We start from the raw sequence: 26901 nt of genomic DNA on the forward strand, positions 1-26901 counted from the left end.
TACACTTCAACGTCGGGCAACATGCCCGCTGATCTCGGCGCCGGCATTCGGGTGGAAGCGAAGATTCCAGATCGTGGCGGTAATCGAAATGAGCGTCACGACAATGAATGCCGTCGAAAAATCCGCGAGCCCCGGCTGGGAATTTCCACCAGCCGCCATCGAGCCGCGCAGCGCAAGGGCACCGATGCAGATACCCAGAGACAACATCAGCTGCTGAATTGTCGTGTAGAAGCTGGTGGCCGAACTCATCCGCTCCGGCGGTATCTCGTCATAAGCAATGGTGTTGTAAGCCGTGAACTGGAACGACATGAAAAATGCCCCCAATGTCATGACCAGGAACATCAGCCAGACAGGCCAATCCGGCCCGAACATGGCACAGATGCCATAACCGATCGTGCCCAGAACACCGTTGACCGCCAGACTGATGCGAAAACCCATATAGCGGTAAACCGGTTTCGCGAACGGCTTCATCAAAAGTGAGCCGATCGCGGTGGCAATGACCATCTGGCCCGCTGCGGCCGCTGAATAACCAAAACCGAGCTGAAACAACAAGGGCAGCAGAAAGGGCTGCGCCCCTTGTGTGATCCGGGTCAGCGATCCGGCGATGACGGAGGTGCCGAAACTCGGCACTTTCATCAGCGAAAAATCCATGATCGGTGCCGGATGCCTGCTGGCATGGCGCAGATAGGCCATGCCGAAAACACAGCCGGTCGCGATCAGCCCGATAGCCAGCCATCCCTCACCTTCATGACTACCAAGCTCGAAGCCAAACAGAAGTGCGCCCAACGAGACGCCTGAGATCAGGAACCCGACCCAGTCGAACCGGGTGATCGTTTCTCCCTTGAACTCCTGAATGTAGAGCGAAACGACAATCATTCCGACGATGCCGATCGGCACGTTGATGTAAAAGATCCAGCGCCAGTCGAGATAGGTGACGATCAGGCCGCCGATAGGTGGCCCGAGAATCGGCCCGACCAATGCCGGAATGAGAAGCCAGGAAATCGCACTCACCATATCCTTGCGCGCCACACTGCGCATCAGGACAAGGCGGCCGACCGGCATCATCATCGCCCCGCCGGCGCCCTGCAGCAGACGCGCCAGAACCAGCGTCGGCAGGCTTGGCGCCAGCGCACAGCAGATCGATCCGACGATGAAGACAAAAATGGCGGTACGGAAAACGGTTCGAGATCCGTAACGGTCGGCAATCCTGCCGCTTGCCGGAATGAAGATCGCAAGACTGAGAAGGTAGGATGTCAACGCGATCGACATTGCCGGCGCATCGACGCCAAAATCCCGTGCCATGGTCGGAAGCGCCGTCGCGAGAACCGTTGCATCGATGTTTTCCATCAGCATCGCACTGGCGACGATCATGGCAATGACGCGGAAATTCGCTACGGGACGGTCAACGTCTAACGACGAATAAGGCTGATCTGACATCAGGGAGAACGCACTCGGTCTTCTTGCGACCACGCGCGGCGGCCTGTCGGAATGATGGTTTGAATGCGGTCAGGAATGGAGGGCTCGGGCCGCAGGCGAATCTGATGAAAAATATGCTTACTCCTAAAGCGCGCATTTCCAAGGCCATTTGCCACACCAACTGGCGCGAAAAGTCACCTTTTAAGCGACATGCGGCCGCGTCGTGACGGCAGAGGGGTCAGCGTAGAGAAGAGTTGCCGGCATAACGGCGTGGCGCGCTCACCAGAGATTGCCGTGACTGGTGCGACGCATGGAAGAGGCGATCGAGCAGGTCATACCCTTGCGACCACCGACCGAACCCGCTCTCCACATTGATATGTCCTGCCGCGCCGATACTGACCAGCTCGCTTCCCCACAAAAGCGCCCGGCGCTGGGCTTCCGCGCCGCTCATGTAAGGATCATTCGAACTCGCCACGAGAATGCTGGGGAATGGCAGGACGCTCAGAGGCTCCGATCCAAATCCTGCCAGGCAGGGATGCATCATGGTTGCCGTATCGAGCGCGCACGGTGCGACCAGCAATGCCCCTTCGATCTTTCCAGCCAAAGGCCGATCCGCATAACTGGCGGCCAGAAGGCAACCAAGGCTGTGGGCAACAAGAAAGGCGCCGTCGGTCATCGACAGCGCCTCATCAAGCTTCTCATGCCAATCCGACAAGGTCGGACATGACCAGCTGTGCTGCTCGACGACCAAAGAGCCTGGACGGTCGCTCGCCCAGATCCTTTGCCAGTGCGCGTCGGAAGAACCGTTAAATCCGGGGAGAATAAGCGTTTGTGCCATTTCGCTTTTCCATGATCGTCTTCCTGATCTTAATCGAGCGATCGGCGCGGTCAGCGAAAGGCGGCCCAAAAACCATTACATTAGTAGATTATTTTTCTGACCTACCGGATGACAGTCAATCGACGGTTCCTGCCCGCCTCTATCGCTTTAGGAAAAGAAACGGTTCACCGGCCGTGGCAACCCAAGGTGCTGGCGCAAAGTCGTGCCCTCATACTCTTGGCGGAAAAGGCCGCGGCGCTGCAATTCAGGAACCAGCCGCCCGGTGACGTCGTCCAGCCCCTGCGGCAGGAAAGGAAATGCGATCGTAAATCCGTCCGCCGCCGACTGTTCCAGCCATTCCTGCATTTCGTCGGCAATGGTTTGCGGCGTGCCGACGAATGCGAGGCCGGCATAACCGCCATAGCGCTGCGCCAGTTGGCGGACCGTCAGGTTTTCCTGTTCGGCCAGACGCAGCACGGTTTCGCGACCCGACTTGCTTGCATTGCTTTCCGGAATTGCCGGCAGAGGACCGTCAGGATCGAAACCGGAGGCATCGTGGCCGAGCGCGATCGAAAGTGAGGCGATGGCGCTGTCATAATGAACGAGACTGTCGAGCTTGGCGCGCTTGGCCTTTGCCTCCTCGACGGTATCGCCGATGACGATGAAGGCAGCGGGCAGGATTTTCAGATGGTTGGGCGCCCGGCCGATCGCCGCCATGCGTCCCTTGATATCCGCATAGAGCGTCTTGGCCGCATCGATATCCCGCGGCGAGCAAAAGACCGCTTCGGCCGTTTCGGCTGCCAGCTGCCGGCCCGGTTCGGATTGCCCGGCCTGCACGATCACCGGCCATCCCTGCACCGGGCGAGCGATGTTGAGAGGGCCGCGCACCTGCAGTTCCTCGCCCTTGTGGGCAAGAACATGCATCTTTTCCGGATCGAAGAAGATGCCGCTCTCCTGATCCCGAATGAACGCGTCATCGGCAAAGCTGTCCCACAGGCCAGTCACCACATCATAGAATTCCCGCGCTCGACGATAGCGGTCGGCGTGTTCGACATGCTCGTCCATACCGAAATTGCGGGCGGCGTCCGGGTTGGAGGTGGTGACGATATTCCAGGCGGCACGACCATCGCTGATATGATCGAGTGAGGCAAAGCGGCGGGCCACATGATAGGGCTCGTCGAACGTCGTGGAAGCGGTCGCCGCCAATCCAATCTTTTCGGTTACCGCGGCAAGCGCCGAGAGGAGCGTGAACGGTTCGAAAGATGTGACCGTATGGCTGCGCTTGAGCGCTTCCGTCGGCATATTCAGCACCGCCAGATGGTCGGCCATGAAGAACGCGTCGAATTTGGCATCTTCCAGTTTTCTAACAAAAGACTTCAGGTGGGCGAAATTGAAATTCGCATCCGCGTAAGAGCCGGGATAACGCCAGGCCCCCGTATGCAGGCTGACGGGTCTCATGAATGCGGTAAGATGCAGCTTCTTGGACATGGTTGCTCTATGACGTGAGAGGAGAAGAGATACTGTTTCGACCGCAAATATTGTGCGCTGCGACGTTGACCATTTAGATGTTGGCGCGCATTTCGCCTTATGCAAGAGCGCCCCCTGCGTCGTCTTCCACAAAGGAAAAATCTTTTATTTCCAGCCGTTTCCTTAGAATTTGTGATGCGACCCAATGCCGTCATCCTATTATACGCGCAATATCAACCCATCACCGCACCGCCGACGTCCCTTTCAGAGCCGAAATTTTGCAATGCGGAATAACTCTGTCGCAGAGTCCGCTTTTAACAAAAGAAACATTCCCGGCAGCGTCGCAAAATAGAATAGTAAAGCCATGGGCAAACGTCACAAGTGAGTAGGCTCAGGTCATCCATCAACGCTGGAAATGACCATGACGCCTTACCGCAAAATTCTCGCCCTGAGCCTCGGCCTGCTCGCGGCCACCGCCCTACCAGCCCTGACCCGAGCAGCCGATGCGCCGGTAAAGGGTGGCACGCTGGTCTATCTGGAGCAGCAGGCGCACACCAACCTCTATTCGCCGGCCGGCGGTTTTTATCCGAATGGCGGCATTCTCAACCAGATCACCGACAAGCTGACCTATCAGAACCCGAAGACGCTGGAGATCGAGCCCTGGCTGGCTGAATCCTGGCAGATCAACGAGAATGCCACGGAATATACGTTCAAGCTGCGCTCGGGCATCACCTTCTCCGACGGCACGCCGGTGGATGCTGCCGTGATCGCCAAGAATTTCGATACCTACGGTCTTGGCGACAAGGCGCTCAAGAAGCCTATCTCGGAAGTGGTCAACAATTACGAGCGCAGCGAAGTCATTGATCCGCTGACCGTGAAATTCTATTTCAAGAAGCCATCGCCCGGCTTCCTGCAGGGCACCTCGGTGATCGGCTCCGGCATTGTATCGCTCTCCACGCTGGCACTGCCTTTCGAGCAGCTGGGTGACGCGACGAAGATCATCGGCTCAGGCCCGTTTGTCGTGGCCGCCGAAACGATCGGCAAGACGCTCGATCTGAAAGTCCGCGAGGATTACAAATGGGGTCCGGCCAAGCTGGAGCATCAGGGCCGCGCCTATCTCGACGAGATCAAGTACATCGTCACCGGTGAAGACAGCGTGCGTATCGGCGCGCTGCTGGCCGGCCAGGCCGATTTCATCCGCCAGATCCAGGCCTATGACGAAGGCCAGGTGGAAGCCCAGAGCTTTACCATCTACGCGCCGGGCACGCGCGGCATGAACAATTCCATCGCCTTCCGTCCGGACAACCCGCTCCTTGCCGACGTCAAGGTGCGCAAGGCCCTGTCGCTTGCCGTCAATCGCGACGAGATCATTTCGACGATCTTCTCCAAGAACTATCCGAAGGCAACCTCCGTCCTCGCGTCCACTGCGATCGGTTACGTGCCGCAGACCGACAAGCTGGAATTCGACCTTGAAAAGGCAGAGGCGCTGCTGGACGAAGCGGGCTTCAAGGCGGGCTCCGACGGCATCCGCGAAAAGGATGGCCAGAAGCTGGTGCTGACGGCGTATGCATCGCTGCCGCAGCCGCAGAGCCAGGCCGTGTTGCAGCTGATCGCGCAGCAGTGGTCGAAGATCGGTGTAAAATTCAACGTTCTGGCCGGTGATGCCGGCAGCAAGGTCGTCGATGAACTCGACCCGCTGAAGACGCCGATTGCAGTCGCCATGGTCGGCCGCGCCGATCCCGATGTGGTGAAAAGCCTCTATTACCCGACGCTGCGCAACCAGCTGCTGCAGCAGGGCGGCACCAGCGACAAGGTGAAAACCTTCTCCGACGCCAAGCTGAACGCCATCCTCGACGAGATCGCCTCCCAGCCGGATCGTGAAAAGCGCCTGAAGGCGGTTGCCGATGCGCAGGCTTACGTTCTCGATCAGGCCTATGCCGTGCCGATCTTCGAAGAGCCGCAGGCCTTTGCCGGCGCGCCTTATGTCAAGGGCATCGCTTTTGAAGCGGTTGGACGCCCGTCCTTCTACAGCACCTGGCTCGACAAGTAAGAAGCAAGGGGATGGCCGCCTGAAGGCTGGCCGTCCCGCCCTTTCCCGGAGAGACCCATATGTCACGCTACGTCGTCGGACGGATAGGACAGGCACTGCTCGTCCTGTGGGCAGCTTTCACGCTGTCCTTCATACTTTTGCAGGCCATGCCCGGCGATGCGGTGCTGATCAAGTTCCTCAACCCCGAATTCGGCCTCAGCGCCGACCAGATCCGGGAAATTCGCGCCGCCTATGCGATCGATTCCGGGCTTCTGGTCCAATATGCCAACACATTCGCAAACTTCCTGCAGGGCGATTTCGGATATTCCATGCAGGCCGGCGTGCCGGTCTCTGCACAGCTGGCGACCAACCTGCCGCCGACGCTGAAACTGGCCGGCCTCGGATTTCTGGCGGCAACCATTCTCGCCGTCTTCATTGCCTTCCTCTCCACCATGGCGCCTTTCGCCTGGCTCAAGAACCTCATCCAATCGCTGCCGTCACTGTTCATCTCGGTGCCGGTCTTCTGGCTGGCGATCATGCTGATCCAGATCTTTTCCTTCCGCCTGAAGCTGGTCTCGGTGATCAATCCCGGCCCTTGGGAAAGCGTCGTGCTGCCGGTCGCAACGCTGGCGGTCCCGATCGCCGCGCCGCTGGCGCAGATCCTCATCCGCAATATCGACGAGATCCGCACCCGCCCCTTCGTGCCTGTCGCGCGTGCCAAGGGCGCCAGTGAAATCGGCATCCTGTGGCGGCATGTCGCCCGCAACGCCATCCTGCCGGTCCTGACCATTGCCGGTGTGCTGTTCGGTGAGCTTCTGGCCGGCGCCGTCGTCACCGAAACCGTTTTTGGCCTCAACGGCATCGGCGGCCTCACCGAAAAGGCCGTCAGCAATCAGGACCTTTCTGTTCTGCAGGCCGTCGTCGTCATCTCGGCCGCCGCCTTCGTCACCATCAACCTTGCCGTCGATCTGGCCTATCCGCTGCTCGATCCGCGCCTCAGAACCCGGAACGGAGCCACGGCATGACCACCGCAGACACATTTTCCGATCTCGACACCGGCAAGCGATCGAAACGTGCAGGAACCTCCCGCAGCCTCGCGTCGATCCTTCTCAACTTTCCCTATGGTCTGGCGCTGGCATGGCTGGTGATCGCCACCGTGCTGCTGTGGACGCTCGTCCCCGGCCTGTTCACCGCCTACGATCCGTTGCAGGGCGTGCCCGGCGGCCAGCTGAAAGCGCCATCCGCCGCCCATCTGCTCGGCACGGATTCGCTCGGTCGTGACCTGTTTTCGCGCATCGTGCATGGCGCCGTGCATTCGCTTTCGGGCGCCATTGCCGCCGTCGGCGTCGGCCTCGTCGTTGGTACGGGGCTCGGGCTTTTCGCAGGCTCGGTGCGCGGCCGGGTGGACGAAATCATCATGCGTTTCGTCGATGTGCTGCTGTCGATCCCGACACTGCTCCTGTCGCTCAGCATCATCATCCTTCTCGGCTTTGGCACGATCAACGCCGCCATTGCGGTCGGTGCCACCGCGATCGCCGGTTTCGCCCGCCTGATGCGCTCCGAGGTGGTGCGCGTCCGCAATGCCGAATTCGTAGAAGCCGCCTTCGGCTCCGGCGGCACGTTCGGCAAGGTTCTGTGGCGGCACATTCTGCCCAACTCGCTGACCTCGGTCGTCGCCTACACGGCCGTGCAGTTTGGCTGGGCGATCCTGCAGATCTCGACGCTCGGTTTTCTCGGTTATGGCGCGCCACCGCCGACACCGGAATGGGGCCTGCTGATCGCCGAGGGCCGCAACTATCTGGCCACCGCATGGTGGCTGACGGCAGCCCCCGGCCTCGTCGTTGTCGCCGTCGTGCTGTCGGCCAATCGCATCAGCCAGTCTATCGGCAAGACCAATGGAAGGAGCGCATGATGAGCGCATCCGACAAACCCGTTCTCGAGGTCCGCGACCTCAACGTCTCCTACAGCCAGAGAGACATCCGCTCCACCGTGGTGCATGGCGTCTCCTTCTCCGTCAATGCCGGCGAAGTGGTCGCCCTGGTCGGTGAAAGCGGCTCAGGCAAAACCTCAACCGCGCAGGCCGTCATCGGTCTTCTGGCCGAAAACGGCCGCATCGAAAGCGGAGCGATCGTTCTCAACGGCGAGGATATTTCGCGCTGGAGCAATGCGCGGCTGCGCAACATTCGCGGCGCCGTCGTCAGCCTCGTGCCGCAGGACCCCGGCAATTCGCTCAATCCGGTCGCGACGATCGGCGAGCAGGTGCGGGAAATCCTCAGCATCCACGGTCGCATCAGCCGACGCGAGGCCGATCGCCGTGTCATCGAACTGTTGACGCATGTCGGCCTGTCCGAACCCGAATTGCGCGCCAAACAATATCCGCACGAGCTTTCCGGCGGCATGAAACAGCGCGTGCTGATTGCCATCGCCATTGCGCTGCGGCCGGCGCTGATTATCGCCGACGAGCCCACTTCGGCGCTCGACGTTACCGTGCAGCGCCGCATCCTCGATCTGATCGACGATTTGCGCCGGCAATACGGCACCGCGGTCCTCCTCGTCACCCACGATCTCGGTGTTGCAGCCGACCGCTCCGACAAAATCATCGTGCTGCAGGGCGGACGCATTCAGGAACAGGGCAAGACCGCCGATGTGCTGGCGGCCCCGCAAAGCGCCTATACCAGAAAGCTGCTGTCCGATGCCCCGTCTCTGGCAGCGGCGAAACCGCGCGCACCGATCGAGCCGGGCCGTCCGGCGGCGCTGACCATCAGCAATCTGGTGCAGGATTTCAATCTGCCGTCGGGCAAGACGTTTCGCGCCGTCGACGATATCTCCTTCACCGTGCCGCGCGGCACCACCCACGCGGTCGTCGGCGAATCCGGTTCCGGCAAGACCACGACGATCCGCGCGATTGCCGGTTTCCAGAAACCGACAGGCGGCCAGATCCGCATCGGCGATTTCGATGTCGGCAGCCTGAATTCGAAGGATCTGCGGCAGTTCCGTCGCAAGGTACAGCTCGTCTACCAGAACCCGTGGGCATCGCTCGATCCACGCCAGACGGTGCGGGCCATCATCGAGGAACCGCTTTTGAATTTCGAGCCGGTTGCCCGCGAGGAACGTGACCGTCGTGTGGCTGCGATCGCCGATCGCGTCGGCCTGCCGACGACCCTTCTGTCACGACTGCCGCACGCGCTTTCCGGCGGCCAGCGGCAGCGCGTGGCAATCGCCCGCGCTCTGGTTCTGGAACCGGAAGTGGTCGTTCTCGACGAAGCGGTTTCGGCCCTCGATGTCACCGTGCAGGCGCAGATCCTCGATCTTCTCGCCGAACTGCAGCGCGACCTTGGCCTCACTTACGTGTTCGTTTCGCACGACCTCGCCGTGGTGCGCCAGATCGCCGACACCGTCTCCGTGCTGCACAACGGCCGTCAGGTCGATTACGGCACGGTCGAGCAGGTCTTTTCAGCCGCCTCCAGCGACTACACGCGCGAGCTTATCGACGCCATTCCCGGCGCGAAATTTCCGCATGCCGACATTTCGCGACATGCTTTTTCAGCAGGACCATTGTCATGACAAACACCATTGCCAAAAAACGCCTGGGCTTTTTCACACGCCTTCTCGATGACGTGCCGGCCGGCGAACGCTATCGCCTCGCGGCTGAACAGATCATCCATGCCGAAGAAAACGGTTTCGACAGCGCCTGGATTGCCCAACACCATTTTCACGCCGACGAAGGCGGCCTCCCCGCGCCCGCGGTTTTCCTCGCGCATGTGGCGGCTCGCACCTCCAGAATTCGCCTCGGTACCGGTGTCATCACGCTGCCGATGGAAAATGCCATTCGCGCCGCCGAAGACACCGCCGTGCTCGACCTTTTGTCGAACGGACGTCTCGAAGTTGGCTTCGGCACCGGCGGCACACGCGAATCCTTTGACGCTTTTGGCATCGATTCCGATCGGCGCGGCGAGGTTTATGCCGAAAATCTGGCGATCGTGCGCGATGCCTGGGCCGGCAAGGCCTTCAAGGCTGGCAACGTGCTTTATCCAGATGCCCCGCACCTGCTCGACCGCGTCTGGCTGGCCACCTTCTCCGCCAATGGTGCCCGCCTGGCAGGCCTCAGCGGCGACGGACTGATGCTCTCGCGCACCCAGCCCCGCCCCGCCGACAAGCCGGATGCGACACTGGACGAAATCCAGAACCCGATCATCGACGCCTATCTTTCAGGGCTGCCGGAAGGCCGTGCTCCCCGTATTCTCGGTTCGCGCAGCCTGTTCGTCGCCGACGACCGCAAGCGCGCGCTGGCCTTTGCCGAAACCGGCCTGCGTCGCGTTGCCGACCGTTTTGCGGCAGCAGGCCACCGTATTCCGGGCGAGACCGTCGAGGATCTCATTAAGGCGCTCGATAGCCATGTCGGCACGCCGGACGACGTGATCGCCTCGCTGAAGGCCGACACCGCGCTCGCCCGCTCCACCGACATCGTTTTCCAGGTCCATTCCATCGATCCGCCGCATGCGGAAATCCTCCGCTCGATAGAGCTGATCGCGGCCGAAGTCGCCCCCAAGCTCGGCTGGGATCGCTCTTCCGAACCCCGCCTTGTCGCTGCCCAGTAACAGAGAAAAGACTGTCATGACCGATACGATCGACATCATCGACCATCTGGTCGGCGTTACGCCGGATTCGAAGGCCGAAGGCCTGCGCGCCCGCCGCCCCATCACTCGCGAACATGCCCAGAAAAGCTGGCTTGCCTTGTTCGAGCCGGCCGATGTGAGCCAGGTCTCTCTTGCGGAGCGCTTTGCGGTTGCGACATTCGTCGCTCTTCTGCATGGGCAGACGGACATCGCCGACTTCTACGCAGGAAAACTGGCAAGCCTGGACAATGGCACCACGCTCCTCTCAACCGTCAAGGGACTGGCCGAGCTGAACGGCGCCAACGGCCCTTATGGCCATTATCCGGCAGGCCCGCTGAGCTCCGAAAACAAAGATGGCCCGGCTCTGAACATCACCCCTGCCGATCGTGATGTGCTTGGCGAGAAGCTGGCGGCGGCACTTTACCATGCGCACCTGCTGGTGTTCCGTCCGCGCGAGGCAAGCCCGGCCGCGTTGCAGGCACTGCTTTCCGCCGGCTGGAGCACGACCGGCATCGTCACGCTGTCGCAGCTCGTGTCCTTCCTTGCCTTCCAGATCCGCGTCGTCGCGGGCCTGAAGACGCTCGCCGCAGCCTGACGGAGTTTCTTGACATGACCGATACCGTTATTGAACCAACCATCGAAAATCCGCCCGTCGCCTTCACGCAGGAGCATATTGGCTGGACCGCGTGGCTACCGCCACTTACCGAAGACGAGCTGACCGACCGCCACTATGAAGCGCTGGTCGACAAGGCGCGCGCCAAGAACGGCTATTTCGCATTGCTGGTGCGCGATCCAGACATTCTGGAAGCGCGCACCAAGACCGACAACGACATCTTCTACAACACCAAGGACGGCCTGCCGCGTGCCGAACGCGAACTGGCGGCCACCGCCGCCTCGCGCCTTAACGGCTGCATTCTGTGCGCGTCAGTGCATTCCCGTTTCGCCTCGCAATATTCGAAGCGCACCGAAGACGTTCAGAAACTTCTGGACGACGGCGTTTCAACAGATCTGGGCGAACGCTGGAACGCAATCGTTGCGGCCTCGGTCGCGCTCAGCGCCACCCCGCCTGCTTTCGGAAGCGAGCATGTGAAACGCCTGCGTGACGCAGGTCTTGCCGACGAGGAGATTTCCGACGTCGTTCACGGCGCCTCCTTCTTCAACTGGGCGAACCGCCTGATGCTTTCGCTCGGCGAGCCGACACCTGCCGCCTGACCGACCGAGGAAAACACCCATGACGCATCCCGTTCTTGGCGTGGATCACACCTATCTTCTGGTCCATGATCTCGATGCCAGCGCCGAACTCTATCGACGGCTCGGCTTCACGCTGTCTCCACGCGGGCTGCACAGCCCGCAAAAGGGAACGGCCAATTACACGATCATCTTCACCGATGATTATCTCGAACTGCTCGGGGTGGTGAGCGAAACCGAGTTCAACATCCCGCAGCGGCAAAGTCTGGCAAGCCACGGCGAAGGACTGCAGGCGATCGCCAACCGCACAGCAAGCGCGGATGCCGCCAAACCGGCGCTGGATGCACTTGGGCTCAAAACGGGCGATGTCAGCGCCTTTTCCCGCCCGCTCCCCTTGCCCGGTGGTGGCGAAGGCATAGCCAGTTTCCGGACACTGACCTTTGATCCGCAGGAAGTGCCGCTGGGGCATTTCTTCCTCTGCCAGCACGAAACCCGCGACATGGTGTGGCGACCTGAACTGCAGCAGCATGCCAATGGTGCGGTAGCACTTGGCGGCATCGTCGGTATCAGCGAGACACCACGAAAGACCGCAGAAACCTATGCGCGGTTCTATGCGGCAGGTGAGGTGAGCGAGGCAGAAGGTGGTTATCGCGTGATAACCGGCGAAAACTCGGCACCGCTTCTGTTCCTCGACAGGGCGGCTGCGCAGAAACTCTTTCCGGGCATCGATATTTCAGGCACGCCGGCCAACGGTTTTGCCGGACTTCGCATCAAGGTCCGCGACCTCACGCGAACGAAGGACGTGCTCCTCAATCACGGTGTTCCGTTCGAGACGACACCGCGCGGCGGCATTGCCGTGAAACCGCATGATGCCAGCGGCACGATCATAGAGTTTTCCGAAAACTAGGGAGATAGCCACGGCGGTGACGGATGCGCTCGCCGGCGCGCCGTCACCGTTTGGCTGCATCGCATGACATCCATACGCAAAAGAAAACACCCGCGTCACGAGGCCTGGTTCAGCGAACTATCTCTCGGCAATTCCAGCTGGAGTGGGCTCGCAGGACGTGAAGGGGACAAGCAGTCAGAAGACATCCTGCAAAAGGCATGGGATGCCGGTATCCGTTATTTCGATACCGCACCCTATTACGGCAGCGGTCTGTGCGAGCGTCGCCTCGGTCATGGTCTCGTCTGGCAACAGCGTGAAGATTATCTTCTCTCCACCAAGGTCGGCGTCAATCTCGACCCATTTTCGCGCAAGCCGGGCGTGACACGCCATTACCCGCATCATGCAGGTTTCACACCTGTTTGCGACTACAGTGCAGACGGCATCGCCGCGTCTTTCGAAACATCGCTGCACCGGCTTGGCATTCCGTCAGCCGACATCGCTTACATGCACGGACTTTCGATCTGTGACGGCGGCATGGAGGCGGCGCTTGAAACCGGCATGCCGGCATTGCTCGACCTGCGCGAAGATGGTCGTGTCAGGATGATGGGTGTCGGGGCCAACACGCCGGAAATCGCCATGGCATTTCTGGAGCGCTACGATATCGATCTTCTGCTGTTTGCCGGCGGCTTTTCCTTGGCCGATCATGCAGGAGCAGAAGCCGTCATCTCGCTTTGCCAGGAGCGTGGCACGGGCGTGATCGCCGCCTCTCCTTTTGGCAGCGGCCGTTATTTCACGCCCGAAAACGAACCGTTTCGCCAGAAACTCCAGGCCCGATGCGCCGAGTTTGGCATATCGGAGAACGCCGCCGTCCTGCAGTTTGGAATGCGATACCCTTCCGTGCTGTCCGTTCTGTGGTCGACCAAGACGCTTGCCAAGGTGGAGCCGACAATAGAGGCAAGCCGGCAGCACATTCCGGACGGTTTCTGGGATGCACTCGTGCAGGATGGCATCATCAAGTTTTGAGCATCATCATTGCGCCTATGTGATCAATTGCCCCTTTTGTAGAATTGTCCGCATCCGATCAGATCGAGACGGCAGCCTGCTTGACTGCCGTCTTGTTGGCGATTTTGTCTCTAGGAAAGCTTACTGTTTCCCGAGACGCGGCTCAGCTTTTAGGCAGGCCCGGAGGGTTAGTGCGTGACTCCGGCAAAGCTTCTTCCGCGAGCTGCCAGCGATCGAGAATTTTGGCATAAACACCATTCCTGATCAGATTGTTGGTCGCCAGCGTCAGCGCATCCGCAAGCCCTGATCCCTTGCGGGTGGCGATGGCGACATCCGAGCGCTCCGGCCAACCGGCCGATAGCGTGCCGACCCGTTTGATGCTCTTGTCGCGCGCGGCGATGTAGACCAGCTGCGCATGCGGCTGCACGATCACGTCGACACGCCCCGCCTGCAACGCAATCACACGTGCTGCCTCGTCGTCATGATATTGCAGTTCGATCGGCTTCAGGCCGGCCGCAACATCTTCCTCACTCCATTTGAGCAGGATGCGCTCCTGATTGGTGCTGGCGCCAACGGTGATGCGCAGGCCGGCGGCATCCTTCGGCTCATTGATTTCTTTGATGGCGCTATCCGCTTTCACGAAAAAACCGTGCAGGCCTTGCCGATAGGTGGAGAAATCGAATTTTTCCTTGCGCAACTCGGTCACGCCGACATTGGAAATGACCGCATCATATTTGCCGGATGCAAGGCCGAGCGGCCAATCTGCCCAGGCCACCGGCAGCAATTCCAGTTCGAGGCCAAGGCTGTCGGCAATGGCGAGCGCATAGTCCGGGTCTGCCCCGACGACCGTTTTTGCGTCCGTGGCATAGGTCGCAAGCGGCGGGCCGCCCGGCGAGACGGCGACCGTCAGCCTGCCCGGGTTGACGAACTTGAAATCGGCGGCAATCGCGGCGATCGCCGCCGGGTCTTTTTCCGCGCGCACCCGCCCGGCCTGGGTCGGCGAGAGATCGAAAATGTCGCCCGCGGCCAAGGCGCCATGGGCCAGAAGCGGCAGCGTGAGGAGGCCGGCGACAATCGCCCGGCCAATATTCCTGTGAAGCGTCATGATTGTTCATCCGATTAAAGGATTGGGGCGCCGGCCGAAAGAGAGCCCGCACCCCGTCAGGCCGTGTCCCCCGACCCGGACATTGTCGGCATCAGCTCTTGGGCAGACCCTGCGGGTTGGTGCGCGACTGCTTGATCGCTTCGGCCGACAGGTTCCAGCGGGCCAGAACCTTGGCGTAATTGCCATTCTCGATCTGGGCATTCAGCGCGGTGGTGATCGCCTCTGCAATGCCGCCATCCTTCTTGGTGGCGACGGCGATTTCTGCGGTTTCCGGCCAGCCGCCGGAGAAGGTGCCGACCTGCCTCGTCTTCTGTTCCTGTGCCGCCTTGAAGGCCGAGGTGGCGTTCGGGCCGAGATAGGCATCGGCGCGGCCGGACTGCAGCGCCACGTCGAGCACGGCCTCATCGTCGTAATACTGCACTTCGCTCGGAGCGAGGCCCTTGGCCTTGTTGGCTTCGATCCAGCGCAGCAGAATCTGTTCCTGGTTGGTGCCGGACGAGACGATCACCTTCAGGCCGGCGACATCTTCCGGCTTGGAAATGCTCTGAACCTTGCTGTTGAGCGGCACGTAAAAGCCGATCAGATCGGTGCGGTAGGTCGAGAAATCGAATTTCTGCTTGCGCTCCTCGGTAACGGTGATGTTGTGGATCGCCGCATCGAAACGGCCCGAGGTGACGCCGAGCGGCCAGTCGGCCCAGGCGATCGGCACCAGTTCCAGCTCCAGCCCAAGACTGTCGGCAACCAGCTGGGCGATGTCCGGCTCGCTGCCGACCGGGGTCTTGTTGTCATCCGCATAAACCGCGAACGGCAGGCGACCGGGGATGGAGGCGACGGTCAGTTTTCCGGGCGTCACGAATTTGAAATCGGCGGGGACCAGCTTGGCTGCGGCCTCGACCTTTTCGGCGCGGACGCGGTCTTTCTGTTCAGGAGAAAGATCGGGGCCTTGCGCATGTGCGGTCGTGGCAAGCGCCGCCGAAAGCGACAGGAGGCCGCCGGCGGCAATGCTGAGAAGTCGTGTTCTGTATGACATCCTGAGTGTTTCCTATTGTTTTGATTAAAGGACTTTGGCGAGGAAGGCGGCCGTGCGCGGATGATCCGGCTGGCCAAAAACCTTGTCCGGCGTGCCGGTTTCAAGGATACGGCCCTGTTCCATGAAGACGACCTGATCGGAGACTTCACGGGCAAAGCCGATTTCGTGGGTGACGATGACAAGCGTGGCACCGGAACGGGCGAGTTCCTTGATGACGTCGAGCACTTCGCCGACCAGTTCCGGGTCAAGCGCCGATGTCGGCTCGTCGAACAGCAGCACTTTTGGCTTGAGCGCGAGCGCGCGGGCGATGGCAACACGCTGCTGCTGGCCGCCCGACAGCTGACGCGGATAGGCATGAGCCTTGTCGGCCAACCCGACGCGGGCCAGCAGATCGAGCGCCTCAGTCTCCGCCTGCCGGCGCGGCAGGCCGCGCACCGTGACCGGCGCCTCGACGATGTTTTCCAGCGCCGTCAGGTGCGGGAAGAGATTGAAATTCTGGAACACCATGCCGACTTCGACGCGGCGTTTCAGGATGTCCTTCTCCTTCAGCTCATAAAGCGTTTCGCCATCCTGCCGGTAACCGATCAGCTCGCCATCGATGGCGATGAAACCTTCATCGACGCGTTCCAGATGGTTGATCGAGCGCAGCAGGGTGGATTTGCCCGAACCGGACTGGCCAAGAATGGTGGTGACGCTGCCGACAGGGATGCGCAAAGACACGTCGTCGAGCACTTTCAGCGGCCCAAAGCTTTTGGAAACGCCATGGATCGTCACCTCGCCGCCATTGGCATGCAGCGGGTTGCGGCCGACAGGTTTTGTTGCTGCCCGTACCACCGGTTCGTCGCTGGCCGTTACGGCAGCGCGTGCCGGGATGAAGCGGCGGGACAGCGCCGAAAAAATCGATGGCGGTGGGTTGCGCAGCGCACCGCGCGAATAATGCCGCTCGATATAATGCTGGATGATCGACAGGACTGTGAGGATCACCAGATACCAGACGGTGGCCACCATCAGCAGCGGAATGACTTCCAGATTGCGGCGGTAGATGATCTGGATCGTATAGAACAGTTCCGGCAAAGCGAGGATGTAGACCTGCGACGTGCCCTTGGCGAGGCCGATGATATCGTTGAAGGCGGTGGGCAGAATGGAGCGCATGGCCTGCGGCAGGATGATGCGCGATGCCTGCCGGTGGCGCGGCAGACCGAGCGCCGAGGCCGCCTCCAGTTGGCCCTGATCCACCGACAGAATGCCGCCGCGGATGATTTCCGATGCGAATGCCGCCTGATTGAGCGTGAGGCCGAGAACAGCGGCGGCAAACGGCGTGATCAGCTGCGTGGTGTTCCAGCTGATGAAGTTGATGCCGGTATAGGGCACGCCGACGGTGATCGTCTCGTAGAGATAACCGAGATTGTTGAGGATCAGCAGCAGCACGATCAGCGGGATCGAGCGAAAGATCCAGATATAGGTCCATGACACGCCGGCCAGAAGCGGCGAGCGCGAGACACGCGCCAGCGCCAGCCCGGTGCCGAGCACGAAACCGAACAGGGCGCCCAGCGCCGTCAGCAGCAGCGTGCGGCCGAGGCCGACCAGAACCGGTTCGGCAAAAAACCACTCGGCAAACACGTCCCAGCCCCAGCGCGGATTGCCGAGAACGGAATGCACGGTTGCGGCGATGACCAGAAGCGCAAAAACGGTTCCAATCGTGCGGGCCGGATAACGGGCAGGCACAACGCGGTAATGGGAATAATCGCCGCGTTTGACCGCCGCCTTGCGGTTTTCATCCACCGGGATGTCGTTGAAATCCGTCGTGATCGTCATCGTGGGTTTCCTTAAGCGCCGTGCAGGGCGGATACCCGGCCGGTCGGCGCGGCGGCAAAATTGCCGGCTGTCAGATGCTTTTCGAAAGGAAGCTGGCGAACTGTCTCGGGATCGGCGGTGGTGTCGTAGAGCGCCGTGTAGCCATTGGTGAGATAGAGGCCGACCGCTTCCGGTTGGCGAAAGCCGGTCGTCAGGTAGATGCGGTTATAGCCTTGCCGAGCAGCCTGCTCTTCCAGTTCCACCAGCACGCGTTTGGCCAGCCCCTGGCGACGAAAACCGGAATGGGTCCAGACACGTTTGACCTCAGTCGTGCCCTCATCCTGGTGGCGCATGAAGGCACCACCGGCGATCGCCTGACCATCGCGCAGCAGCAGCACGAAATTACCGTGCGGTGGCGCAAAAACCTCCGGTCCGTAACGGTTCATCTCCTTGGTCGCGCCTTCGGCATGGAAGAACGTGCCGTAACGGCTGTCATATTCGAAGGTCAGTTCCTCGATCAGCGGCCGCGCCAGCGGATCGATCAGCGTCGTGTAATAAAAGCGATCACTCACAGGTCGCACTCCCATGTTTCGAGCGATGGTTTCGGGCGCTCACGCCAGAAAGGTCTCGGCCAGCCGCGCCCAGTAGCGGGCGGCGGGCGCGATGATGTCGTCGTTGAAATCGTAAAGCGGGCTGTGCAGCGGCGCGCTGTCGCCATTGCCGACGAAGAGATAGGAGCCAGGGCGCGCCTGCAGCATGTAGGCAAAGTCTTCGCTCGCCGTGCGCGGCCGGAAATCGACCGCCACCTGATCCGCCGGAAACGCATCCTCTGCGACGCGGCGGGCGAACCGGGTTTCCTCGACATGGTTGATCACGGGCGGAAAACCCCGGCGGTATTTGACATCCGCCTCCGCCCCAAAACTTTCGGCCTGGGCGCGGGCAAGCGCAGGCACCCGCTCTTCCAGCCGGTCACGAACGGCCGGCGAATAGGCGCGCGCCGTCAGCTTCAGCTCGACGCTGTCGGGAATGACATTGGAGGCCGATCCGCCATGGATCGATCCGACCGTCAGCACCGCCATTTCCAGCGGATCGACATTGCGGGCGACGATGCTCTGCAGGGCGGTGATGAAGGAGGCCGAGGCGAGAACCGGGTCCACCGTTTCATGCGGCGAAGCGCCGTGGCCGCCTTTGCCGATGATACGGATCAGCGCCTGATCGACCGATGCCATGGCCGGGCCCTCGACAAATCCGAACTGCCCTGCCGTCACGCCCGGCCAGTTGTGCAGTCCGAAGACTGCATCGACCGGAAACCGCTCGAACAGCCGGTCCTCGATCATCTTTTTCGCGCCGGCTCCCACCTCTTCCGCCGGCTGAAAGATCAGCGTCAGCGTGCCGGAAAAACGGCCGTGTTCGGCAAGGTAGCGGGCAGCCCCCAGCAGGATGGTCGTATGACCGTCGTGTCCACAGGCATGCATGACGCGCGGATTGTGACTGGCATAGGGAAGATCCGTCGCCTCTTCGATCGGCAGCGCGTCGATATCGGCGCGAATGCCAAGCCGCTTGTCGCCATTGCCGCGCCGCAGCGTGGCGACGACACCGTAACCGCCCACACCCTCCGTCACCTCGTAGCCGTAGGAGAGCAGATATTTGGCGATGACCTTTGCAGTGCGCCCCTCGTGAAAGGAGAGTTCCGGGTACTGGTGCAGATCACGCCGGATCGCCACCAGTTCATCGATGAAGGCAAGGATCGACCGTTCGGCGTCGTCGCTATGACGCGCGCCGTCAATATGGATATTCATGATTTTCGCTTTCCGAAGGTTGGTGCCGACGGTTTGCCGCCGGCTGGTTCACCTTTTCAGAGTGTTATGCGCGGGCTTTTTCGACCTCGCCGCCGGCTCCCGCATAGACGCTCTGGCGGTATGGAAGGCCGAGGTTTTCACGCAGCGTGCTGCCCTTCAGTTGTGGGTCGAAATAACCGCGCTCCTCCAGGATCGGCAGAACGAAACGGGCAAAATCGTCGAGCCCCTCGGCAATCACCGGGAAACCGAGGATGAAGCCATCGGCCGCGCCGTTTTCGAACCATTCGATGAGTTTCGAGGCGACCGCATCCGGCGTGCCGACAAAACCTTCGCGCGGCGTGGCGGCTGCCAGCGCGGCTTCCCGCAGCGTTTGCCCCTGCTCTTTCGCCACCTGCTTGATGCGGTCGGTCGTCGAGCGAAAGCTGTTTTTGCCGATATCACCGAGTTCCGGGAACGGCGCATCGAGATCGTAGACGCTGAAATCGTGGTGATCGAAGAAACGGCCAAGATAGGCGAGTGCCTCGTCGATCGAGATCAGGTTGCGGATGACCTCGTATTTTTCTTCCGCCTCGGCCTGCGTCCGGCCGATGATCGGGCCTATGCCAGGGAAAATCTTGACGTCATCGGCAGAGCGCCCCTGCGCCACCGCCGACTGTTTGACCCGGCGTGAAAAACTTTGGTTGTCTTCCAGCGAAACGCCGTTGGTGAACACCGCATCGGCGTGTTTGCCGGCAAGTCCCACACCTGCATCCGAAGACCCGGCCTGAAAGATGACCGGCTGGCCCTGCGGCGAACGCTGGATATTGAGCGGGCCTTCCACCTGGAAGAACCGGCCCTTGTGACCCAGTGTGTGCAGTTTCTCCCGGTCGAAGAACTTTCCGCTGTCGCGGTCACGGGTAAAGGCATCGTCATCCCAACTGTCCCACAGGCCACGAACGACTTCCAGATATTCGTCGGCGATCTCGTAACGCAACGCATGTTCCGGGTGGTTGCGGCTGTAGTTTTTCGCGGTCCCTTCCAGCGGCGTCGTCACCGCGTTCCAGCCGCCGCGTCCGCCGCTGATCAAATCCAGAGAGGCGAACTGTCGGGCGATGGTGAAAGGGTCGCTATAGGAGGTGGAGACCGTGCCGGCGAGGCCGATCCTGCTTGTCACTGTTGCCAGCGCCGAGAGGATGGTGAGCGGCTCGAAACGGTTGAGGAAATGCGGGATCGACTTTTCGTTGATGTAGAGCCCATCGGCAACGAATGCAAAGGCAATACCCGCCGCTTCCGCCTTCAGGGCGTTCGTCTTGAAGAAATCGAGGTTGACGCTGGCATCGACCGGGCTTTTGGGGTGACGCCACGCATTCATATGGCCGCCCGCGCCCTGCAGCATGATGCCGAAAGTGATCTTCTTGGTCATCAGATGTCTCCTTTTGGAAGTCAGGCTGCAGCAGACAGAGGCTTGCGCGCCAGAAGCTCGATGGATGCCAGTCGCCGGTCGGTGCCGACGGCCGGCGGTTCGAGGATGAATTCCTTGATGCCGTGGAGTGAGGAAAGGCGTGAAAGTTCGGCGTGGATGCTGTCCGGCGTGCCGTGCAGCACGCTCGGCTTGCGCTCCTCGATGCGGAAATCCTTGGCTCCGGCCTGCCGCGCAAACTCTTCCGCCTGCTCACGACGGCCGAGGCTGACCGATTGGCCGTTGTCGAGAAACACCTTGAAGATTTTCAGTTCCGACACCCGCGCTGCCGCATCCTCGGCACTTTCTGAGGCGTAGGCCGCCAAAGCCAGGATCGGCGACCTGCCGCCGCTCTGTTCACGGTAGGTCTTGAGGCTGAGCGCCAGATTTTCCGGGTCGCCATTAAGGTGCCCGGCAAAAACGAAATCCCAGCCATGCGTCGCTGCCAGTCGTGCGCTGTCCGGGCTGGCACCCAGCAGAAAACGCTCGGCCGCCACCAGCGGCTGCGGGCCGGAAAAGGCACGCTCTGCCGACCGCTGCGCATCCAGCGCATGCGCGAGATATGCCTGCAACTCGGCAAGCTGCGCCGCGAAATCCGGTTTTTCGGCGCGATAGGCCTGCAGCGCCGAGGTCGATTGCGGCAGCCCTCCGGGCGCCTTGCCGACACCGAGATCGACGCGCCCCGGCGCCAGCGAAGACAGCACGTTAAAAACCTCGGCCACCTTGTAGGGACTGTAATGTTGCAGCATGACGCCGCCGGAACCGACGCGGATGCGCGAGGTGTGCGACAGGATCCAGGCGATCAGCACTTCCGGCGCGGAGCTGGCCAGTTCGGTACTACCGTGATGCTCGGCCACCCAGAAACGGTGATAACCGAGTTCTTCCGCCCGCTTTGCCAGCTTGACCGTGTTGGCCAATGCCACGACCGCGCTTTCTCCGGAAAATATCGGGCTCTTGTCGAGCAGGCTCAATGCATACATCGTCGCCTCGTTGGCAGTTTCGATCATGCATCTATTTGTCTACTGATTTAGTGTAATATGAAGGGCGTTAATTCCGATTGACGCGGCAAGGAGAGAAAATCCTTTTCTCCATGTCGGATTGAACGAGCAATTTGGAACCGGCAAAACGGAACAGCGGACGAAAGCCGCTTCTCGCTGTGACGCCTGGACACGCCATGGCACAGCAGGAAGCGGCCTCCCTGCTTTTATGGGCGCTTAGTGGCTCCCGAGAGATCCGCCTGATCCGCAACGATGGCAACCGCCTCATTGCGAAGCACGTCCTTGGCGTTCTTGCGCGCATTTTCCATCGCCAGATCCGCACTCAAGCTGCGCTCGTTCGACTGCAGGCCGTCATCGTCCTGCGGCGGCGTGCCATCGGCCTGCTGGCGCGCCTTGAGACGCTCCGTCAGGGCAGCCATTTCCTTGCGGCGCTCCGTCTCATTGAGCGAGACGGTGCGCTTTTCGCGCTGGACCTTGAGTTCGTTGGCATCCTCGACAAAGCGCTGGAAATCAGCGTCCGATTTAACGCGTGCGTCATGGCGTTCCTGCAATTGCGGCACCAGCGCCTTCAAATCGCCTGAGGCCTTGTGCTTTGCGGGCTTGATCTGCGTCCATGGCAGAGCATTGTCATAGCTCGCCTCACCAAACGCCTTCGGGTCTGCCAGCGCCGGCAGATTGATATCGGGGGTCACGCCGCGCAACTGCGTCGTGCCACCATTCACGCGGAAAAACTGCGCGATGGTCAGCTTCAGTTCACCGAGATCAGCATCGCTGTTCTTGACCATGCGGTCCAGATTGACGACGGTCTGAACGCTGCCCTTGCCGAAGCTCGGATCACCGATGACCACGCCACGACCGTAATCCTGTATCGCCGCTGCAAAAATCTCGGAGGCGGATGCAGAGCCACGGTTGATCAGAACGCCGACCGGGCCGGTCCAGGCGGGCTTTGGCAGATCGTCACTTTCGATCCTGATTTCGCCTTCGGCATTGCGCTGCTGGACCACCGGCCCCTTGCCGACGAACAGGCCCGTCATTTCGACGGCCTCGGAGAGCGAGCCGCCGCCATTGTCACGCAGATCGATCAGAACGCCATCGACATTTTCCTGCTTCAGCTCCTCAAGCAGCTTGGCAACATCACGGCTGGCGCCGCGATAGTTCTTGTCGCCTTTCTGCCGTGCCTCAAAATCCTCGTAGAAAGCAGGAAGCGTGATCACGCCGATCTTGCGCGCGACACCATTGTCTTCGACAGGCAAAACGGCCTTGCTGGCCGCCTGTTTTTCGAGGCTGATCTTTTCACGCACCAGGCTGATGACACGGTGCGTGCCGCTTTCACCAGCGTCGGCCGGCAGAACATCCAGCCGGACAACGGAATCTTCCTTGCCGCGGATCAACTGCACGACTTCATCGAGGCGGGTGCCGACGACCTCTTCGATCGCGCCCTCTTCGCCCTGGCCGACACCGATGATGCGATCACCGACCGCAATCTTGCCGGACAGCTGCGCCGGACCACCTGCAACAAGCTCGCGGATCGTCGTGTAACCATCGCGGTCCTGCAACACCGCACCGATACCAACCAGCGAAAGCTTCATCGAGATATCGAATTCGGCAGCCGCCCGCGCGCCGAAATAGTCGGTGTGCGGATCGACGGACGTCGTATAGGCCGCCATGAACGACTGAAAGACGTCGTCGCTCTTATAGGTGTAAATGCGGTCGAGAATGTTCTGGTAGCGCTTGTTGAGCGTCTTGCGAATTGTTTCTTCGTTCTGGCCGGCAATTTTCAGCCGCAGCCAGTCGCTCTTGACGCGTTTGCGCCACAGCTCATGGCTTTCCTCCTCGGAACCGGCCCAGGCAGCATCTTCGCGCAATATCGAAAACTCTTCCTGCACGGTGAAATCAAAATCCTGTTTCAGCAGGTTCTGCGCATAGGTCATGCGATCGACGACACGCTGGGAATAGGTTTTGAAGATCGAAAACGGGATCGACAGATCTTCGCCGAGAATGGCGTCATCCATCTTCGTGCTGTCGGCCATGAACGCATCGATGTCAGCCTTGGCGAACAGCATCCTGTCCGGATCGAGCGACTTGATGAACTGGTTCATGATCTTGCCCGACAAGGCATCGTCGAGCGGAACCGATTTATAGGCATAACGCGTCAGGAATTGCGCGCTCAGATGGGCCGCCTGCGCCTGTCGCTCCACCGGCGCCAGTTCCGGCAGCTGCTTCGGTTCCAACGAATAGGCGGGCGTTGCAAGCGAAAGAATTAAGCCGATAAGACCGTATCGTATTTGCATTCAGCTATGACCTCGTTTGCAATATCGGGATTGTCCTTGAGGTGTAGGTGGAGCAATTGGGGCGTTTTGGCAACTCACGAAAGGGAGCGCACGCAGGCTATCCATGACGAGATCCGATGAAATCACCTTGAAAATCAGAGCGAGGCGGCAGCACGGGCGGCCTGATCATAATGACCGGAGAGTGCACGCAGCCGTGCCGCAACTTCCGAAAGCGCCTCGGCAGACACTTCCGTCGCCAGCAATGACTTGACCAAAAGGCTTTCTCGCGTCGACTTGTAGCGGGCACAGGCCTGCGATCCGGCTTCCGTCACCATCACCAGCTTTTCCTTGCCGCGACGACCGGATTTGATCAGCTTCAGCCGCTCCAGCTTTTTCAGCGCATAGGTCACGACATGCGTATCCTCGATGTTGAGGACGAGCGCGATGTCGGCCAGCGTTTTTGGCTTGTTGCGGCTATTGATGTTGTGCAGGACGAGAATATCGACCGGTGACAGATCAGGCACGCCCGCCGCCGCCATACAGCGCACCATCCAGCGGCTGAAAGCATGGTTGAGCATGGTGAGGCCGAACTCGATCTCGGAAAGGGCTGGAAGCGCACCGCTCGCCAGATGCTCCGAAGAGACGATCGGGCCGAGTGTGTCGATAGGTTTGGACATGATCTCCTCCGGAAAAAACGGAAGCGCCGCCACTATAGCAGCGGCGCCCCGGCTTACTTCTTGTATGCGTCGAGAATGGCCTGACCTTCGGCACCGGCCTTCTTCGACCAGTCTTCCGTCAGCTTGGCGCCCACGCCCGACAGGCCGGTCTTCAGCTCAGTGCTCGGCTCCAGAACCTGCATGCCGTTTTTCTTCAGCGTCTCCATGTAGGACGCGGTCCGTTCGACGGCGAGCGCCCAACCGCGGGTTTCGGCGGCAGCCGCAGCATCCGTCACAGCCTTCTGCGTGGCTTCATCGAGCGCGGTGAAAGCTGCCTTGTTGACGAAGATGACGTTCTTCGGGATCCAGGCCTGGGTGTCGTAATAGTGGGTAAGCGATTCCCAGATCTTGGAATCGACGCCAGTCGCCGACGAAGTCATCAGTCCGTCGACGACACCAGTCGCCAGTGCCTGCGGCAGTTCTGCCGCCTGGACGGTGACCGGTTGGGCACCAACCAGCTCGGCGATGCGAGACGTGCCGACGTTATAGGCGCGCCATTTCAGGCCCTTAAGGTCGGCAACGCTGTTCACGTCCTTCTTGGTGAAAATACCCTGCGGTGGCCATGGTGTCGTATAAAGGAGTTTCAGTCCCTGCTTGTCGAGCGCCTGTTCGATGGCAGGCTTGGAAGCGTCCCAGAGCTTCTTCGACTGGTCGAAGCTGGTGGCAAGAAAGGGGACGACGTCGAGGCCGAAGATCGGGTTCTCGTTCTCGTGCAGCGACAACAGCACTTCGCCGGCCTGCGCCTGGCCTGTCTGCACCGCGCGCTTGATATCCGGTGCCTTGAACAGCGAGGCGTTGGGATGAACCGTGATCTTCAGCTCGCCCTTGGTCGCCGCATCGACGTCCTTGGCGAACTGGTTGAGGTTTTCGACGTGATAGTTTGCCGGCGGATAGGCGGACGGCAGGACCCAGTTGGCTGCAAACGACGACGCCGTCGTCGACAGAAGCGCTGCCGCGGCGAAGCCGAGACGGGCAATTTTCCCAGTTACGTTCATGTGTTCAGTTCCCTCTCTTGTTATCCCGGAAACGCCATTCTCGGCAGTACCATCACGATATCCGGGAAAACCGTGATGATGGCGACTGTCGCCACAAGCAGGAAGAAAAACGGCAGCGAGGCCTTCGCTACCGTCAGGCTGTCGCGCCCGCTCATCGTCTGCAGGACGAAGAGGTTGAAACCGACCGGCGGCGAAACCTCCGCCATCTCGACGATCAGCACCAGGAAGATGCCGAACCAGACGAGATCGAAACCCGCCTGCTGGATCATCGGCAGCACGACGACGGTCGTCAACACGATCATCGACAGGCCATCGAGGGCTGCACCGAGCAGGATATACATGACGGTCAGCACGGCGATCAGCGCGAAGGGGCTGAGGTTAAAACTGTCGACCCAGGCCGCGAGCGCGTTCGGGATGCCGGTATAACCCATGGCGATCGACATGAAGCCGGCGCCGGTGAGGATCAGCATGATCATGCAGGTGAGACGGGTGGCGCCCATCACGCTGTCCCAGAAGGATTTCCAGGTGAGCGAGCGCGACCAGGCGGCAATGCCGAGCGAGCCGAGCACGCCCCATGCTGCGCATTCCGTCGCCGTTGCCCAGCCGAGCAGCAGCGTTGCGAAGACGAGGATGATCAGCAGCGTCACCGGGATGAGGTTGGCGGATTCCTTCAGCTTCTCCTTGAAGGTCATCTTCGGCGGTGCGGGCGGCGTCTTGTCGGGGTTGAGCAGCGACCAGACGGCGATATAACCGCAGTAGAGCACCATGACGATCAGGCTCGGCAGAAAGCCGGCGAGAAAGATCTGGATGATCGAGACGTTTGCCGCCACCGCATAAACGACCATGGTGATCGACGGCGGAATGAGGATGCCGAGCGTACCGGCGCCGGCCAGAGAACCGAGGCTGACCATTTCGTCATAACCGCGCTTCTTCAGTTCCGGCAGGGCGATCTTGGCGATCATCGCCGTCGTGGCGGCCGACGATCCGGAAATCGAGCCGAACAGGCCGCAACCCAGCACGTTGACATGCATCAGCCGGCCCGGAAGCCAGCCGAGCCATGGCGCCAGACCGCGAAACATCTCTTCCGACAGTTTGGTCCGAAACAGGATCTCGCCCATCCAGACGAAGAGCGGCAGGGCCGCGAGCGACCACGAGGCGCCGTTGCTCCACGAATTGGTGGCGAGCACGGCGCCGATCGGGATGCCGGGCATGAAAAGCATGGCGATAAAGCCGCAGATCAGCAGCGAAATGCCGATCCAGACACCGGCGGCAAGCAGGCCCAGAAGGGCCACGAGAATGATGCCGGAGATTTCGACGAGTTCAATCGTTCCCATA

General features: G+C 60.8%; 23 protein-coding genes. 9 read left to right on the forward strand and 14 right to left on the reverse strand.

Annotation, left to right across the window (positions count from 1 at the left end; genetic code table 11):
• Positions 1 to 6 precede the first annotated feature (6 nt).
• The 3 genes from EDF70_RS13240 to EDF70_RS13250 all read right to left on the reverse strand — a co-directional run bounded on the left by EDF70_RS13240 (position 7) and on the right by EDF70_RS13250 (position 3721).
• Positions 7 to 1437 (reverse strand): MFS transporter, encoded by a 1431-nt coding sequence (locus EDF70_RS13240; protein ID WP_132274056.1) that lies wholly within the window; start codon positions 1435 to 1437, stop codon positions 7 to 9.
• A gap of 217 nt (positions 1438 to 1654) precedes the next feature.
• The gene (locus EDF70_RS13245; protein ID WP_132274059.1) at positions 1655 to 2254 is read right to left on the reverse strand and encodes an alpha/beta hydrolase; all 600 of its coding nucleotides are present in this window, start codon (positions 2252 to 2254) and stop codon (positions 1655 to 1657) included.
• A 147-nt stretch (positions 2255 to 2401) separates the two neighbouring features.
• Positions 2402 to 3721: an LLM class flavin-dependent oxidoreductase gene (locus EDF70_RS13250; RefSeq protein WP_132274061.1), complete on the reverse strand. Its 1320-nt coding sequence runs from the start codon at positions 3719 to 3721 to the stop codon at positions 2402 to 2404.
• Positions 3722 to 4121: 400 nt separating this feature from the next.
• Here EDF70_RS13250 and EDF70_RS13255 point away from each other — a divergent pair, with 400 nt between their 5' ends.
• The 9 genes from EDF70_RS13255 to EDF70_RS13295 all read left to right on the forward strand — a co-directional run bounded on the left by EDF70_RS13255 (position 4122) and on the right by EDF70_RS13295 (position 13442).
• A complete protein-coding gene (locus tag EDF70_RS13255; RefSeq protein WP_132274064.1) occupies positions 4122 to 5750 on the forward strand; it encodes a TIGR04028 family ABC transporter substrate-binding protein in 1629 nt (542 codons plus the stop codon).
• Between the two features lie 59 nt (positions 5751 to 5809).
• Positions 5810 to 6754, forward strand: a complete 945-nt coding sequence (locus tag EDF70_RS13260; RefSeq protein WP_132274067.1) for an ABC transporter permease — start codon at positions 5810 to 5812, stop codon at positions 6752 to 6754.
• Positions 6751 to 7641, forward strand: a complete 891-nt coding sequence (locus tag EDF70_RS13265; protein ID WP_132274069.1) for an ABC transporter permease — start codon at positions 6751 to 6753, stop codon at positions 7639 to 7641. Before EDF70_RS13260 ends, EDF70_RS13265 begins: the two co-directional genes overlap by 4 nt.
• Positions 7641 to 9293 (forward strand): ABC transporter ATP-binding protein, encoded by a 1653-nt coding sequence (locus EDF70_RS13270; protein WP_132274072.1) that lies wholly within the window; start codon positions 7641 to 7643, stop codon positions 9291 to 9293. The genes EDF70_RS13265 and EDF70_RS13270 overlap by 1 nt, the downstream gene beginning before the upstream one ends.
• Positions 9290 to 10327 (forward strand): putative FMN-dependent luciferase-like monooxygenase, encoded by a 1038-nt coding sequence (locus tag EDF70_RS13275; protein WP_132274075.1) that lies wholly within the window; start codon positions 9290 to 9292, stop codon positions 10325 to 10327. Before EDF70_RS13270 ends, EDF70_RS13275 begins: the two co-directional genes overlap by 4 nt.
• A 16-nt stretch (positions 10328 to 10343) precedes the next feature.
• Complete coding sequence (locus tag EDF70_RS13280) at positions 10344 to 10940, forward strand: CMD domain protein (protein WP_132274078.1); 597 nt, start codon at positions 10344 to 10346, stop codon at positions 10938 to 10940.
• A gap of 14 nt (positions 10941 to 10954) precedes the next feature.
• The gene (locus EDF70_RS13285; RefSeq protein ID WP_132274080.1) at positions 10955 to 11557 is read left to right on the forward strand and encodes an alkylhydroperoxidase domain protein; all 603 of its coding nucleotides are present in this window, start codon (positions 10955 to 10957) and stop codon (positions 11555 to 11557) included.
• 19 nt (positions 11558 to 11576) lie between these two features.
• Positions 11577 to 12440, forward strand: a complete 864-nt coding sequence (locus EDF70_RS13290) for a VOC family protein (RefSeq protein WP_132274083.1) — start codon at positions 11577 to 11579, stop codon at positions 12438 to 12440.
• Between the two features lie 63 nt (positions 12441 to 12503).
• Positions 12504 to 13442, forward strand: a complete 939-nt coding sequence (locus EDF70_RS13295; RefSeq protein WP_132274086.1) for an aldo/keto reductase — start codon at positions 12504 to 12506, stop codon at positions 13440 to 13442.
• Between the two features lie 142 nt (positions 13443 to 13584).
• Here EDF70_RS13295 and EDF70_RS13300 read toward each other — a convergent pair whose 3' ends face one another.
• From EDF70_RS13300 to EDF70_RS13350, 11 genes are all read right to left on the reverse strand, one after another.
• A complete protein-coding gene (locus tag EDF70_RS13300) occupies positions 13585 to 14526 on the reverse strand; it encodes an ABC transporter substrate-binding protein (RefSeq protein WP_132274089.1) in 942 nt (313 codons plus the stop codon).
• A 91-nt stretch (positions 14527 to 14617) separates the two neighbouring features.
• Positions 14618 to 15556, reverse strand: a complete 939-nt coding sequence (locus EDF70_RS13305) for an ABC transporter substrate-binding protein (protein ID WP_132274092.1) — start codon at positions 15554 to 15556, stop codon at positions 14618 to 14620.
• A gap of 24 nt (positions 15557 to 15580) precedes the next feature.
• Entirely contained in the window at positions 15581 to 17371 is a 1791-nt protein-coding gene (locus EDF70_RS30645) for an amino acid ABC transporter permease/ATP-binding protein (protein ID WP_132274095.1), read from the reverse strand.
• Positions 17372 to 17382: 11 nt separating this feature from the next.
• On the reverse strand, positions 17383 to 17922 hold the full coding sequence (locus EDF70_RS13315; protein WP_132274098.1) for a GNAT family N-acetyltransferase: 540 nt from the start codon (positions 17920 to 17922) through the stop codon (positions 17383 to 17385).
• Between the two features lie 39 nt (positions 17923 to 17961).
• The gene (locus EDF70_RS13320) at positions 17962 to 19149 is read right to left on the reverse strand and encodes a M20 aminoacylase family protein (RefSeq protein WP_132274100.1); all 1188 of its coding nucleotides are present in this window, start codon (positions 19147 to 19149) and stop codon (positions 17962 to 17964) included.
• A 64-nt stretch (positions 19150 to 19213) separates the two neighbouring features.
• Positions 19214 to 20551, reverse strand: a complete 1338-nt coding sequence (locus EDF70_RS13325; RefSeq protein ID WP_165932022.1) for an LLM class flavin-dependent oxidoreductase — start codon at positions 20549 to 20551, stop codon at positions 19214 to 19216.
• A 20-nt stretch (positions 20552 to 20571) separates the two neighbouring features.
• Positions 20572 to 21567 (reverse strand): MsnO8 family LLM class oxidoreductase, encoded by a 996-nt coding sequence (locus tag EDF70_RS13330; RefSeq protein WP_132275792.1) that lies wholly within the window; start codon positions 21565 to 21567, stop codon positions 20572 to 20574.
• A gap of 224 nt (positions 21568 to 21791) precedes the next feature.
• Positions 21792 to 23876: a carboxy terminal-processing peptidase gene (locus EDF70_RS13335; protein ID WP_132274106.1), complete on the reverse strand. Its 2085-nt coding sequence runs from the start codon at positions 23874 to 23876 to the stop codon at positions 21792 to 21794.
• A 134-nt stretch (positions 23877 to 24010) separates the two neighbouring features.
• Positions 24011 to 24532, reverse strand: a complete 522-nt coding sequence (locus tag EDF70_RS13340) for a winged helix DNA-binding protein (protein ID WP_132274109.1) — start codon at positions 24530 to 24532, stop codon at positions 24011 to 24013.
• Between the two features lie 53 nt (positions 24533 to 24585).
• Positions 24586 to 25566 (reverse strand): TRAP transporter substrate-binding protein, encoded by a 981-nt coding sequence (locus tag EDF70_RS13345; protein WP_132274112.1) that lies wholly within the window; start codon positions 25564 to 25566, stop codon positions 24586 to 24588.
• Between the two features lie 20 nt (positions 25567 to 25586).
• Positions 25587 to 26900, reverse strand: coding sequence for a TRAP transporter large permease subunit (locus EDF70_RS13350; protein WP_132274114.1), 1314 nt, complete (start codon positions 26898 to 26900; stop codon positions 25587 to 25589).
• Between the last annotated feature and the right edge of the window lies 1 nt (position 26901).

It is taken from the genome of Neorhizobium sp. JUb45 (assembly GCF_004343585.1).
In the GTDB taxonomy this organism is placed as follows: Bacteria; Pseudomonadota; Alphaproteobacteria; order Rhizobiales; family Rhizobiaceae; genus Neorhizobium.

What these genes read in the sequence shown, in the direction of transcription:
- EDF70_RS13240 (WP_132274056.1), bottom strand. Translation starts at nt 1,437, where the DNA reads ATGTCAGATCAGCCTTATTCGTCGTTAGACGTTGACCGTCCCGTAGCG.
- EDF70_RS13245 (WP_132274059.1), bottom strand. Translation starts at nt 2,254, where the DNA reads ATGGCACAAACGCTTATTCTCCCCGGATTTAACGGTTCTTCCGACGCG.
- EDF70_RS13250 (WP_132274061.1), bottom strand. Translation starts at nt 3,721, where the DNA reads ATGTCCAAGAAGCTGCATCTTACCGCATTCATGAGACCCGTCAGCCTG.
- EDF70_RS13255 (WP_132274064.1), top strand. Translation starts at nt 4,122, where the DNA reads ATGACGCCTTACCGCAAAATTCTCGCCCTGAGCCTCGGCCTGCTCGCG.
- EDF70_RS13260 (WP_132274067.1), top strand. Translation starts at nt 5,810, where the DNA reads ATGTCACGCTACGTCGTCGGACGGATAGGACAGGCACTGCTCGTCCTG.
- EDF70_RS13265 (WP_132274069.1), top strand. Translation starts at nt 6,751, where the DNA reads ATGACCACCGCAGACACATTTTCCGATCTCGACACCGGCAAGCGATCG.
- EDF70_RS13270 (WP_132274072.1), top strand. Translation starts at nt 7,641, where the DNA reads ATGAGCGCATCCGACAAACCCGTTCTCGAGGTCCGCGACCTCAACGTC.
- EDF70_RS13275 (WP_132274075.1), top strand. Translation starts at nt 9,290, where the DNA reads ATGACAAACACCATTGCCAAAAAACGCCTGGGCTTTTTCACACGCCTT.
- EDF70_RS13280 (WP_132274078.1), top strand. Translation starts at nt 10,344, where the DNA reads ATGACCGATACGATCGACATCATCGACCATCTGGTCGGCGTTACGCCG.
- EDF70_RS13285 (WP_132274080.1), top strand. Translation starts at nt 10,955, where the DNA reads ATGACCGATACCGTTATTGAACCAACCATCGAAAATCCGCCCGTCGCC.
- EDF70_RS13290 (WP_132274083.1), top strand. Translation starts at nt 11,577, where the DNA reads ATGACGCATCCCGTTCTTGGCGTGGATCACACCTATCTTCTGGTCCAT.
- EDF70_RS13295 (WP_132274086.1), top strand. Translation starts at nt 12,504, where the DNA reads ATGACATCCATACGCAAAAGAAAACACCCGCGTCACGAGGCCTGGTTC.
- EDF70_RS13300 (WP_132274089.1), bottom strand. Translation starts at nt 14,526, where the DNA reads ATGACGCTTCACAGGAATATTGGCCGGGCGATTGTCGCCGGCCTCCTC.
- EDF70_RS13305 (WP_132274092.1), bottom strand. Translation starts at nt 15,556, where the DNA reads ATGTCATACAGAACACGACTTCTCAGCATTGCCGCCGGCGGCCTCCTG.
- EDF70_RS30645 (WP_132274095.1), bottom strand. Translation starts at nt 17,371, where the DNA reads ATGACGATCACGACGGATTTCAACGACATCCCGGTGGATGAAAACCGC.
- EDF70_RS13320 (WP_132274100.1), bottom strand. Translation starts at nt 19,149, where the DNA reads ATGAATATCCATATTGACGGCGCGCGTCATAGCGACGACGCCGAACGG.
- EDF70_RS13325 (WP_165932022.1), bottom strand. Translation starts at nt 20,551, where the DNA reads ATGACCAAGAAGATCACTTTCGGCATCATGCTGCAGGGCGCGGGCGGC.
- EDF70_RS13330 (WP_132275792.1), bottom strand. Translation starts at nt 21,567, where the DNA reads ATGTATGCATTGAGCCTGCTCGACAAGAGCCCGATATTTTCCGGAGAA.
- EDF70_RS13335 (WP_132274106.1), bottom strand. Translation starts at nt 23,876, where the DNA reads ATGCAAATACGATACGGTCTTATCGGCTTAATTCTTTCGCTTGCAACG.
- EDF70_RS13340 (WP_132274109.1), bottom strand. Translation starts at nt 24,532, where the DNA reads ATGTCCAAACCTATCGACACACTCGGCCCGATCGTCTCTTCGGAGCAT.
- EDF70_RS13345 (WP_132274112.1), bottom strand. Translation starts at nt 25,566, where the DNA reads ATGAACGTAACTGGGAAAATTGCCCGTCTCGGCTTCGCCGCGGCAGCG.
- EDF70_RS13350 (WP_132274114.1), bottom strand. Translation starts at nt 26,900, where the DNA reads ATGGGAACGATTGAACTCGTCGAAATCTCCGGCATCATTCTCGTGGCC.